At 70.1% G+C, this 11,487-nt stretch carries 13 protein-coding genes; 11 read left to right on the top strand and 2 right to left on the bottom strand.

The features are described from left to right. Positions 1 to 60 precede the first annotated feature (60 nt). The 10 genes from T328_RS32385 to T328_RS32340 all read left to right on the top strand — a co-directional run bounded on the left by T328_RS32385 (position 61) and on the right by T328_RS32340 (position 8,375). On the top strand, positions 61 to 510 hold the full coding sequence (locus T328_RS32385) for a Cg1360 family ATP-synthase-associated protein (protein ID WP_496499809.1): 450 nt from the start codon (positions 61 to 63) through the stop codon (positions 508 to 510). Between the two features lie 196 nt (positions 511 to 706). Continuing rightward, positions 707 to 1,525 carry a F0F1 ATP synthase subunit A gene (atpB, locus tag T328_RS32380; RefSeq protein ID WP_496499808.1) on the top strand — a complete coding sequence of 273 codons (819 nt, stop codon included), beginning with the start codon at positions 707 to 709 and terminating at the stop codon, positions 1,523 to 1,525. An 80-nt stretch (positions 1,526 to 1,605) separates the two neighbouring features. Next, positions 1,606 to 1,836, top strand: coding sequence for an ATP synthase F0 subunit C (gene atpE, locus T328_RS32375; protein WP_496499807.1), 231 nt, complete (start codon positions 1,606 to 1,608; stop codon positions 1,834 to 1,836). A gap of 28 nt (positions 1,837 to 1,864) precedes the next feature. Continuing rightward, positions 1,865 to 2,431, top strand: a complete 567-nt coding sequence (locus T328_RS32370; protein WP_496499806.1) for a F0F1 ATP synthase subunit B — start codon at positions 1,865 to 1,867, stop codon at positions 2,429 to 2,431. Positions 2,432 to 2,489: 58 nt separating this feature from the next. Continuing rightward, positions 2,490 to 3,332: a F0F1 ATP synthase subunit delta gene (locus T328_RS32365; RefSeq protein ID WP_496499805.1), complete on the top strand. Its 843-nt coding sequence runs from the start codon at positions 2,490 to 2,492 to the stop codon at positions 3,330 to 3,332. A 104-nt stretch (positions 3,333 to 3,436) separates the two neighbouring features. Beyond that, complete coding sequence (atpA, locus tag T328_RS32360; RefSeq protein WP_496499804.1) at positions 3,437 to 5,008, top strand: F0F1 ATP synthase subunit alpha; 1,572 nt, start codon at positions 3,437 to 3,439, stop codon at positions 5,006 to 5,008. A 2-nt stretch (positions 5,009 to 5,010) separates the two neighbouring features. Next, on the top strand, positions 5,011 to 5,952 hold the full coding sequence (locus tag T328_RS32355) for a F0F1 ATP synthase subunit gamma (protein WP_496499803.1): 942 nt from the start codon (positions 5,011 to 5,013) through the stop codon (positions 5,950 to 5,952). Positions 5,953 to 5,954: 2 nt separating this feature from the next. Then, positions 5,955 to 7,406, top strand: coding sequence for a F0F1 ATP synthase subunit beta (atpD, locus tag T328_RS32350; protein WP_496499802.1), 1,452 nt, complete (start codon positions 5,955 to 5,957; stop codon positions 7,404 to 7,406). Positions 7,407 to 7,511: 105 nt separating this feature from the next. Then, entirely contained in the window at positions 7,512 to 7,898 is a 387-nt protein-coding gene (locus T328_RS32345; protein ID WP_496499830.1) for a F0F1 ATP synthase subunit epsilon, read from the top strand. Between the two features lie 36 nt (positions 7,899 to 7,934). After that, entirely contained in the window at positions 7,935 to 8,375 is a 441-nt protein-coding gene (locus T328_RS32340; protein WP_496499801.1) for a DUF2550 domain-containing protein, read from the top strand. Between the two features lie 96 nt (positions 8,376 to 8,471). Here T328_RS32340 and T328_RS32335 read toward each other — a convergent pair whose 3' ends face one another. Both T328_RS32335 and T328_RS32330 read right to left on the bottom strand, forming a co-directional pair. Continuing rightward, positions 8,472 to 9,725 (bottom strand): glycoside hydrolase family 18 protein, encoded by a 1,254-nt coding sequence (locus T328_RS32335; protein WP_496499800.1) that lies wholly within the window; start codon positions 9,723 to 9,725, stop codon positions 8,472 to 8,474. A 193-nt stretch (positions 9,726 to 9,918) separates the two neighbouring features. Then, on the bottom strand, positions 9,919 to 10,245 hold the full coding sequence (locus T328_RS32330; RefSeq protein ID WP_496499799.1) for an Rv1322 family protein: 327 nt from the start codon (positions 10,243 to 10,245) through the stop codon (positions 9,919 to 9,921). A 198-nt stretch (positions 10,246 to 10,443) separates the two neighbouring features. On the opposite strand from T328_RS32330, the gene T328_RS32325 reads away from it, so the two are divergent. Then, positions 10,444 to 11,475 carry an LLM class flavin-dependent oxidoreductase gene (locus T328_RS32325; RefSeq protein ID WP_496499798.1) on the top strand — a complete coding sequence of 344 codons (1,032 nt, stop codon included), beginning with the start codon at positions 10,444 to 10,446 and terminating at the stop codon, positions 11,473 to 11,475. Positions 11,476 to 11,487: the final 12 nt, after the last annotated feature.

Below are 11,487 nucleotides of genomic sequence, written 5' to 3'. Positions count from 1 at the left end.
CCGGGGACATGCTCGTCACCGTCGACCAGTTGCTCCCGACTCCCGCCGGAGACTCCTTATATGCAGGTCAACGACGCCCGGATCCTCCGTGGCGCCGCGATCCCGACCGCCCTCACCGGCGTCGTCGCGAGTGTCATCAGCTCACTCGCGGCCGGTGTGAAGGGTGGTGTGGGAGCCGCCGCAGCCACGGTGGTGGTCCTTGCCTTCTTCGGTCTCGGCCTCTTCGCACTGCAGCACTTCTCCCGCAAGTACCCCGAGCTGTTCATGGGGATCGCGCTGCTCACCTACACCACCCAGATCCTGCTTCTCGCGGTCGTGATGGGGCTGTTCAAGGACACCACGCTCTTCAGCACCAGGGCGTTCGGCCTCACGGTGCTCGCCGCGGCGCTGGTGTTCACCGCCGCCATGGCACGTACCCACTTCCGGCTGAAGTTGCCGTACGTGGAACCGGAGCGAGCGACCGGAGCGGGTGAACAGCGCTCCGGCAGTACCAGCGAGGTCGGGCGATGAGGGGCGCCGCCCGGGCAGTGATCCGCTACTGCTATCGTCCCCCTGCCGCGCCGGTGCGCGCGTGCGCCGTGGGCCGCAGGGCCGCACCGCACCCCGCCGGCCGTATCCCGTCCTGTCACGTGCCGCTCTCCAGCGGTGCACAACGCCGACACATTGAGGTTGCCGTAGCCATGCGTCACACCGAAGGAGCTCGCCGGTGAGTGCTGCTGATACGACGCTCGCTTTCGACGCGAGTTGCAAGATCTTCGTTGACGGCGGTTGCGGCTTCCAGTCCCCCGGCCTGCACTCGTTCGTCTTCAAGCCGATGTTCGAGATCGGCGGCTTCGAGTTCAACAAGCCGATACTGCTGGCGCTGCTCACGACCGGTCTGCTGTGTCTCTTCTTCTGGAGGGCGTTCGCCAGCCCCAAGGTGGTGCCGGGCAAGCTGCAGATGGTCGCCGAGTCCGGCTACGACTTCGTGCGCCGCGGCATCGTCTACGAGACCATCGGCAAGAAGGAAGGCGAGAAGTGGGTGCCGCTGCTGGTCTCCCTCTTCTTCTTCATCTGGCTGATGAACCTCTGGTCGATCATCCCGCTCGCGCAGTTCCCGGTGACCTCGATCATCGCCTTCCCGGCGGGCCTCGCCATCCTGGTCTGGGTGACCTGGATGACGCTGACCTTCAAGCGGCACGGCTTCGTCGGCGGGCTGAAGAACCTGACGGGCTACGACAAGTCGCTCGGCTCCGTGCTGCCGCTGGTCATGCTGATCGAGTTCTTCTCGAACGTGCTCGTGCGGCCGTTCACGCACGCGGTCCGGCTCTTCGCCAACATGTTCGCCGGCCATCTGCTGCTGGTGATGTTCACCATCGCCACCTGGTTCTTCATGAACAGCTTTGGCTACGCGTTCGCGCCCGTGGCCTTCGTTCTGGTCATGGTGATGATCGTCTTCGAGCTGTTCATCCAGGCGGTGCAGGCGTACGTGTTCGTCGTGCTGTCGGCCAGCTACATCTCCGGTGCCCTCGAAGAGGCGCACTGAGGATCCCGTACCACCCGCACACCCCCAATCGTCCGGTGGCCAACCCCCACCGGTTCGGCAGAAGAGAAGGAAGAAAGCACATGGCTTCGATGGAGACCCTGGCCGCAGTCGAAGGCACCGTCGACTCGATCGGTTATGGCCTCGCCGCGATCGGCCCCGGTATCGGCATCGGCTACATCTTCGGCAACGGCGTGCAGGCCATGGCCCGTCAGCCGGAGGCCGTCGGCCTGATCCGGCAGAACATGATCCTGGGCTTCGCCTTCTGTGAGGCGCTCGCCCTCATCGGCATCGTCATGCCGTTCGTGTACTGATCAGCCTCTTCCGACGAAAGGCACCGATGTGAATCTCCTGCAGATCGCGGCGGAGGAGGAGCAGAATCCTCTCGTCCCGCCGATGCCGGAACTCGTCATCGGCCTGATCGCCTTCCTCATCGTCTTCGCGCTGCTGGCCAGGAAGCTCCTGCCGCGTATCAACGAGGTGCTGGAGGAGCGCAAGGCGGCCATCGAGGGCGGCATGGAGAAGGCCGAGGCCGCCCAGATCGAGGCGGAGCAGACGCTGGACCAGTACAAGGCCCAGCTCGCCGAGGCCCGGCACGAGGCCAACCGGCTGCGCGAGGATGCTCGCGAGCAGGGTGCGACCCTCATCGCCGAGATGCGGGCCGAGGGCCAGCGGCAGCGTGAGGAGATCATCGCTGCCGGCCACGCCCAGGTGGAGGCCGACAAGAAGGCTGCTTCGCTGGAGCTGCGCCAGGACGTCGGCAGGCTCGCCACCGAGCTGGCCGGCCGGCTGGTCGGCGAGTCCCTGGAGGACCAGGCCCGGCAGAGCCGCGTCGTCGACCGGTTCCTGGACGAGCTGGAGGCCAAGGCCGCCGCGCAGTCCGGGACGAAGGCCGAGGCCGGGGCATGAACGCCGGAACGGCGACGAGTCGAGCGAGCGCCGGCGAGCGAGTCGAGGAGCGTGACCGATGAACGGAGCGAGCCGCGAGGCGCTGGCCGCCGCCCGGGAGCAGCTCGACGCGCTGACCGACAACACATCGGTCGACGCGGCGGAGCTGGCCGGGGAGCTGGCCGCCGTGACCGCGCTGCTGGACCGCGAGGTGACGCTGCGGCGGGCGCTGACCGACCCGGCGCAGCCCGGCGGGGCCAAGGCCGAGCTGGTCACCCGTCTCCTCGGCGGGCAGATCGGCTTGGGGTCTCCCCGCCGCCAGGTAGGGGAAGAGGCCGCCGACCTGGTCGCCGGGATGGTACGGGCCCGCTGGTCGCGGGCGCGTGACCTGGTCGACGTGCTCGAAGAGCTGGCCGACACCGCGGACCTCACCGCCGCGCAGCGTGCGGGGCAGCTGGACGATGTCGAGGACGAGCTGTTCCGGTTCGGCCGGATCGTCGCCGCCGACAAGCAGCTGCGCGGCGCGCTCACCGACCGGGTCGGTACCCGGACCGCCAAGGGCGAACTGCTGCACTCGCTGCTGGGCGGCCAGGCGAACCCGGTCACCGAGCGGCTGGTCGTCCGGCTCGTCGAGCGGCCGCGGGGCCGTAGCCTGGAAGGGGGCCTGGAGGCCCTGTCCAAGCTCGCCGCGGAGCGCCGGGACCGCATGGTCGCGGTCGTGTCCACCGCCGTGCCGCTCAGCGACGGGCAGAAGGAGCGCCTGGGCGCCGCGCTGTCCCGGCTGTACGGCCGGGACATGCACCTGAACCTGGACGTGGACCCCGCGGTCCTCGGCGGGATCTCGGTGCGGGTGGGTGACGAGGTCATCAACGGCTCCGTCGCCGACCGCCTCGACGAGGTGAAGCGCGGCATGGCGGGCTGACGGTCACCGGCCGTCGCACACCAACTCCAGAGCATCACCAGCGGCCCGAGTTGGGCCGTGGACGCAAGAACTTACGGGCCCAACAAGGAGAGCAGGGAACCCAGATGGCGGAGCTCACGATCCGGCCGGAGGAGATCCGGGACGCGCTGGAGAGCTATGTCCAGTCGTACCAGCCGGACGCGGCCTCGCGCGAAGAGGTCGGCACGGTATCGCAGGCCATGGACGGCATCGCCAAGATCGAGGGGCTGCCCTCGGCGATGGCGAACGAGCTGCTGAAGTTCGAGGACGGCACCCTCGGCCTCGCCCTCAACCTGGAGGAGCGGGAGATCGGTGCGGTCGTCCTCGGCGAGTTCCGGGGCATCGAGGAGGGGCAGCCGGTCACCCGTACCGGCGAGGTCCTGTCCGTGCCGGTCGGTGACGGTTACCTGGGCCGGGTCGTCGACCCCCTGGGCAACGCGGTGGACGGCCTCGGCGAGATCGCGACCGAGGGCCGCCGTGCGCTGGAGCTGCAGGCTCCCTCGGTCATGCAGCGCAAGTCGGTGCACGAGCCGATGGAGACCGGCTACAAGGCCGTCGACTCGATGACCCCCATCGGCCGCGGCCAGCGCCAGCTGATCATCGGTGACCGGCAGACCGGCAAGACCGCCCTCGGCATCGACACGATCATCAACCAGCGCGACAACTGGCGCTCCGGCGACCCGGGCAAGCAGGTCCGCTGCATCTACGTGGCGATCGGCCAGAAGGGCTCCACCATCGCCGGCGTGCGCGGCGCGCTGGAGGAGGCCGGCGCCCTGGAGTACACCACGATCGTGGCGGCCCCGGCGTCCGACCCGGCGGGCTTCAAGTACCTGGCCCCGTACACCGGCTCGGCCATCGGCCAGCACTGGATGTACCAGGGCAAGCACGTCCTGATCATCTTCGACGACCTGTCCAAGCAGGCCGAGGCGTACCGCGCCGTGTCGCTGCTGCTGCGCCGCCCGCCGGGCCGTGAGGCGTACCCCGGCGACGTGTTCTACCTGCACTCCCGGCTGCTGGAGCGCTGCGCCAAGCTCTCGGACGAGATGGGTGCCGGCTCGATGACGGGCCTGCCGGTCATCGAGACCAAGGCGAACGACGTCTCGGCCTACATTCCGACCAACGTGATCTCCATCACGGACGGCCAGTGCTTCCTGGAGTCCGACCTGTTCAACTCGGGCCAGCGCCCGGCGCTGAACGTCGGTATCTCCGTCTCCCGCGTCGGCGGCGCCGCCCAGCACCGGGCGATCCGCCAGGTCTCCGGCCGGCTGAAGCTGGACCTTGCGCAGTTCCGCGAGCTGGAGGCGTTCGCCGCCTTCGGCTCCGATCTGGATGCCGCCTCCAAGGCGGCCCTGGAGCGGGGCCAGCGGATGATGGAGCTGATGAAGCAGCCGCAGTACGCGCCCTTCCCCACCGAGGACCAGGTCGTGTCCGTGTGGTCCGGCACCAACGGCATCATGGACGACGTGCCCGTCTCGGACGTCAAGCGCTTCGAGCGCGAGCTGCTCGACCACCTGCACCGCGAGCAGAAGGACCTGCTCACGGGCATCCGCGAGGGCGGCAAGATGCCCGACGAGACCGTCCAGGCGCTGCGTGACGCGGTCGAGTCCTTCAAGCGGCAGTTCGAGACCTCGGACGGCAAGCTGCTGGGCGAGGGCTGAGCATGGGCGCCCAGATGCGGGTCTACAAGAGGCGGATCCGTAGCGTCTCTGCGACCAAGAAGATCACCAGGGCGATGGAGATGATCGCCGCCTCGCGCGTCGTCAAGGCGCAGCGCCAGGTGGCGGCCTCCACCCCGTACGCGACCGAGCTGACCAGCGCGGTCACGGCGGTGGCCGCGGGCTCCGAGACCAAGCACCCGCTGACCACGGAGGTGGAGCGCCCGGTGCGGGCCGCGGTGCTGCTGATCACCAGCGACCGCGGTCTGGCCGGCGGCTACAACTCCAACGCCATCAAGCAGGCCGAGGCGCTGACCAACCGGCTGATCGCTGAGGGCAGGCAGGTCGACCACTTCGTCGTCGGCCGCAAGGGCGTGTCGTACTTCGGCTTCCGCGAGCGGCCGGTGGCCGAGTCGTGGACCGGGTTCACGGACAACCCGACGTACGCCGACGCCAAGAAGGTGGCCGCGCCGCTCATCGACGCGCTGAGCAAGGAGACCTCGGAGGGCGGCGTGGACGAGATCCACATCGTCTACACCGAGTTCCACTCGATGATGACGCAGACCGCGGTGGACAAGCGGCTCCTGCCGATCGTCTTCGACAAGACCGCCGAGGAGTCGGCGGAGGTCTTCGAGGAGGCGCGGCAGAAGGAGCGCGAGATCCACGCGCTGTACGACTTCGAGCCGTCCGCGGACGGCGTGCTCGACGCGCTGCTACCGCGGTACGTCGAGAGCAAGATCTACAACGCGCTGCTGCAGTCGGCCGCCTCCAAGCACGCCGCCACCCGCCGTGCGATGAAGTCCGCGACCGACAACGCCGAGGAGCTCATCAAGTCGCTCACGCGGCTAGCCAACCAGGCCCGCCAGGCCGAAATCACCCAGGAAATCAGCGAGATCGTCGGTGGCGCGAACGCCCTGGCCGACGCCTCTGCGGGGAGTGACCGATAACCATGACCACTGCTACGACCACCGAAGCGACTGCCACGGCGACCGGCCGCGTCGCGCGGGTCATCGGCCCGGTCGTCGACGTGGAGTTCCCCGTCGACGCGATGCCGGAGATCTACAACGCGCTGACCGTCGAGGTCGCCGACCCCGCCAACGCGGGCGAGATCAAGGTGCTGACCCTGGAGGTCGCCCAGCACCTCGGCGAGGGCCTGGTCCGCGCCATCTCCATGCAGCCCACCGACGGCCTGGTCCGCCAGGCCCCGGTGACCGACACCGGCGAGGGCCTGACCGTCCCCGTCGGCGACGTCACCAAGGGCCGGGTGTTCAACACCCTGGGTGAGATCCTCAACGACGAGGTCGGCGAGTCGGAGATCACCGAGCGCTGGCCGATCCACCGCAAGGCCCCGGCCTTCGACCAGCTCGAAGCCAAGACCGAGATGTTCGAGACCGGTCTGAAGGTCGTCGACCTGCTCACCCCGTACGTCAAGGGCGGCAAGATCGGCCTGTTCGGCGGCGCGGGTGTCGGCAAGACCGTGCTCATCCAAGAGATGATCATGCGTGTCGCCAAGCTGCACGAGGGCGTCTCCGTGTTCGCCGGCGTCGGCGAGCGCACCCGTGAGGGCAACGACCTCATCGCGGAGATGGCCGAGTCCGGCGTGCTGCCGCAGACCGCGCTGGTCTTCGGCCAGATGGACGAGCCGCCGGGCACCCGGCTGCGCGTGGCCCTGGCCGGCCTCACGATGGCGGAGTACTTCCGCGACGTGCAGAAGCAGGACGTGCTGTTCTTCATCGACAACATCTTCCGCTTCACCCAGGCCGGCTCGGAGGTCTCCACGCTGCTGGGCCGCATGCCCTCCGCGGTGGGCTACCAGCCGAACCTCGCCGACGAGATGGGTCTGCTGCAGGAGCGCATCACCTCCACCCGCGGTCACTCCATCACCTCGATGCAGGCGATCTACGTGCCCGCGGACGACTACACCGACCCGGCGCCGGCGACCACCTTCGCCCACCTGGACGCGACGACGGAGCTGTCCCGTCCGATCTCCGAGAAGGGCATCTACCCCGCGGTGGACCCGCTGGCCTCCACCTCCCGGGTGCTGGACCCGCGCTACATCGCGCAGGAGCACTACGAGTGCGCCACGCGCGTCAAGGCGATCCTGCAGAAGTACAAGGACCTGCAGGACATCATCGCCATTCTGGGTATGGACGAGCTGTCCGAGGAGGACAAGCTCACCGTCTCCCGGGCGCGCCGGATCGAGCGCTTCCTGTCGCAGAACACCCACGCGGCGAAGCAGTTCACCGGTCTCGACGGATCGGACGTGCCGCTGGACGAGTCGATCGCCGCGTTCAACGCGATCGCCGACGGCGAGTACGACCACTTCCCCGAGCAGGCGTTCTTCATGTGCGGTGGCCTGGAGGACCTGAAGGCCAAGGCGAAGGAGCTGGGCGTCTCCTGACGGGTGCGCCCACGGGTTCGTTGGCTCCGGCCAATCGGGGGCGGGGTTCGCCCCGCCCCCGGCCCGCAAACCAGTTATTCTCTGCTAAACCCCAGTTGAGGAGCCATCGTGGCCGAGCTGCACGTCGAGTTGGTCGCCGCGGACCGTAGCGTCTGGTCCGGCGAGGCCACCCGGGTCATCGCGCGCACCCCGTCCGGTGACATCGGCATCATGCCCGGGCACCAGCCGCTGCTCACCGTCCTCGAATCCGGCCCCGTGACGATCCGCACGACGGGCGCCGGCGACGGCGGCACGGTCCTGGCCGCCGTGCACGGCGGCTTCATCTCCTTCGCGGACAACAAGCTCTCCCTGCTCGCCGAGATCGCCGAGCTCTCCCACGAGATCGACGTGGAGCGCGCGGAGCGCGCCCTGGAGCGGGCCAAGTCGGACGCGGACGCGGGGGCGGAGCGACGAGCGGAAGTGCGGCTCCTGGCCGTGGCGGGCGTTCGCTGAGGCCACGCGAGCGGAGCGGCGAGGAGGTCGGTGGAGATGATCCTCGCTTTGCTGCTGGCCGGGGCGGTCGTCGCCCTGCTGCTGCTCGGCCTCTTCCTCTTCGGGCTGCGCCGCCGGCTGATCCAGCGGGCCGGCGGCACCTTCGACTGCAGCCTGCGCTGGAGCCCCCGCGCGGACCGGCCCGGGAAGGGCTGGGCGTACGGTGTCGCCCGCTACAGCGGTGACGCCGTCGAGTGGTTCCGCGTCTTCTCGTACGCACCGAGGCCGCGCCGCGTGCTGCGGCGGGACGCCATCGAGGTGCTGGAGCGCCGGGCCCCCGCGGGCGAGGAGGAGCTGGCGCTGCTCTCCGACGCCGTCGTGCTGGCCTGCCGGCACGACGAGGACCGGATCGAGCTGGCGATGAGCGAGGACGCGCTCACCGGCTTTCTCGCCTGGCTGGAGGCGGCACCGCCCGGCCAGCGCGTCAACGTGGCGTAGCCGCGCACGGTCACTCGCACGTGGGGGACGGGAAAGGGCCTGGGCCCGGGGCGGGGAGGCGAGCGCACGCCGGATACCCCGGGCTCAGGCCCGTCCTCAGCCGAGGCCGCTGCTGACGGCGGACATCAGCTCGCCGTTCGCGGTGTCACCGCTCAGCTCCCAGATGAACGCGCCGCCGAGGCCCTGCTGCTTCGCGTAGTCCATCTTCCCGCCGATGGTCTGCGGGGTGTCGTAGCTCCACCACTGGTCCCCGCAGTGGGCGTACGCGGTGCCCGCGACCGTGCCGGTGGCGGGGCACTTGCTCGTCAGCTCCTCGTAGTCCTCGATGCCCTGCTCGTACGTGCCGGCCGCGGGGCCGGTCGCCGTGCCGCCGGGCTCCGCCTGGGTCACGCCGGTCCAGCCGCGGCCGTAGAAGCCGATGCCCAGGAGCAGCTTGTTGGCCGGGACGCCGGCGGCCTTGAACTTCTCGATCGCCGCGGCGGAGTCGAAGCCCTCCTTGGGGATGCCGTCGTACGCCGTGAGCGGCGAATGGGGGGCGGTGGGGCCCTGGGCGTCCCAGGCGCCGAAGAAGTCGTACGTCATGACGTTGTACCAGTCCGCGTACTCCGCGGCAGCGGCGTAGTCGGCGGCCTCGATCTTCCCGCCTCCGGAGGCGTCGGCGGTCACGGCCGCTGTCACCAGCTGGTCGCCGAACTTGGCGCGGAACGCCTGCATCATGTCCTTCATCACGGCCGGGCCGCTGGTGTCGCAGGACAGGCCGCAGGCGTTGGGGTACTCCCAGTCGAGGTCGATACCGTCGAACAGGCCCTCCCAGCGCGGGTCGTTGACCAGGTCGTAGCAGGACTGCGCGAAGGCGTCGGGGTTCTGCATGGCCTGGCCGAAGCCGCCGGACCAGGTCCAGCCGCCGAAGGACCACAGGATCTTGATGTCCGGGTGCTTCTCCTTCAGCTTGCGTAGCTGGTTGAAGTTCCCGCGCAGCGGCTGGTCCCAGGTGTCGGCGACGCCGTCGACGCTCTGGTCGGCGGTGTAGCTCTTCTCGATGGCCGCGAAGGAGTCGCCCATGGTGCAGCGGCCGCCCTGGACGTTGCCGAAGGCGTAGTTGATGTGCGTGATCTTCTCCGCGGTGCCGGAGTCGACCATGTTCTTCACGTGGTAGTTGCGGTCGTAGACACCCCACTCCGTGAAGTAGCCGAGCTTCACCCCGGCGGCCTTGGGGCCGGCGGTGGTCGTCGCGGCGCCCGCGGTGCTCGACGGCGACAGCGTGGCCAGCACCGTGAGGGGGATCGCGAGCGCCAGGGTCAGCAGGATGCCGATGACGCGGGTGCGGGTACGTACGTGGGGGGATCTCAAGGGCGTGCTCCTCGGGCTAGGTCCGGATACTGGGGGTGGGACCTGCGTCGCCCGGCGAGCGTCGGGAGTCGTGCTCGCCGCGCAGTGATGAGGGAGCGTAGATAAGGTCTGTACCAATCGTCAATAGGTCTGGACCACAGGGTGTTGACGCGGTCCGCCGCGAGCGACGCCGTACGGGCCCGTGGAGCCGGCGTCAGTGGCGCGGGGCGTTCCGCGAGCGCTGCGGCCGGGTGCCGCGGCGGTCGCGGGCGTTCCAGCACGCCGTGTGCCAGTGCCGGCGCAGGTCAGCGCCGCCGTGCTCCGGCCACGCCACCACGTGCGGCGTCGCGGGTCGGATCTCCTGGTCGCAGCCCGGGCAGCGGTAGCCCTTGTCGGCCGCGGACCCGGAGACGCGGCGGACGAGGAACTCCTCGCCCCCGTACTCCGCCGCGTCGGGCATGCCGAGGCGGCCGGCGAGGTCGTCGCCCGCGGGCGGACGGGCGGAGCCGCGGGAGCGCGGCTTGTTCCGGCGGGGGGACACGGCGGCACCTCGGGAAGATCGTCGTGACGGAGTCCTTACCAGGGTACGGGGCCGAAGTCCAGCACAGGGCGCCGAGAATGGCGATTCACCCGTCGATCGCCAACAATGAGGGTGACCTCGGGGTGGGGCCTCTGTGCCGTAGGTGGCGGTCGGTTCGTACCCCTCGCGCGACAGCACCATCGGTACCCAGGGGGCAGGATGCACGTCGGCTCGTTTGTGCTCGCCGCCCAGTTCCCCGGCCAGGGACAGGGCGAGGCCCTGCACCGTGCCGTGCGGACGGGCGTGGCGGCGGAGGAGGCGGGGCTCGACTCCGTCTGGTTCGCCGAGCACCACTTCATCCCGTACGGCACCTGCCCCTCGGCGGTCACGCTCGCCGCGCTGCTCCTCGGCCGCACCAGCCGCATCCGCGTCGGCACCGCCGTCAGCGTGCTGCCGACGCAGCACCCCGTCGCCCTCGGCGAGCAGGCCGCGCTGCTGCACCACGCCGCGCAGGGGCGCTTCGTCCTCGGCGTCGGCCGCGGCGGGCCGTGGGTGGACCTGGAGGTCTTCGGCACCGGCCTCGCGGCGTACGAGACGGAGTTCCCCGAGTCGCTGGACCTGCTGCTGCGCTGGCTGCGCGAGCCGCGGGTGGGAGCCGAAGGCGGGCGCTACGCGTTCCGTGAGGTCGACGTCGTGCCGCGGCCGGCCGAGGCGCTGTACGGCGGCGCCGACGTGCCGGTGCTGGTCGCCTGCACCTCGCCCGCCACCGTACGGCTCGCCGCCGCGCGCGGGCTGCCGATGCTGCTCGGGATGCACTGCGGCGACGAGGAGAAGGCGGAGATGGTCGGGCTGTGGCGGCGTACCGCGCGGGCGGCGGGGCTGAGCCCGGCGGAGGTCGACGACGCGGCGCACGTCTCGGCCGGCGTGGCCCAGGTCGACGACACGCCCGCGAGCGCGGCGGAGGTGCTGCGCCAGGCGCTGCCCGGGGCGTTCCGCCGCGGCCTGGGGGCGATGGAGACGGTGGACGGCAGGCCGCGTTCGATGCGCGATCCGGAGGCGTACACGGACATGCTGTGCGCGCTGCACCCGGTGGGCCCGCCGCGGCTGTGCGCCGACCGGCTGGCGGCGACCGCGGAACGTACCGGGATCACGCGCTTCGCACTGCTCGTCGAGGGCTCGGGGGACCTGTGCACCACCGAGCGGAACGTCAAACGACTGGGTTCGGAGGTGCTGCCGCTCCTCGCTCGCTGACCGGATGGGACG

The sequence above is a fragment of the Streptomyces sp. CNX435 genome (genome assembly GCF_059570575.1).
The sequence above is the reverse complement of the archived record's forward strand: the minus strand, read 5'-3'. Positions and strand labels throughout refer to the sequence as shown.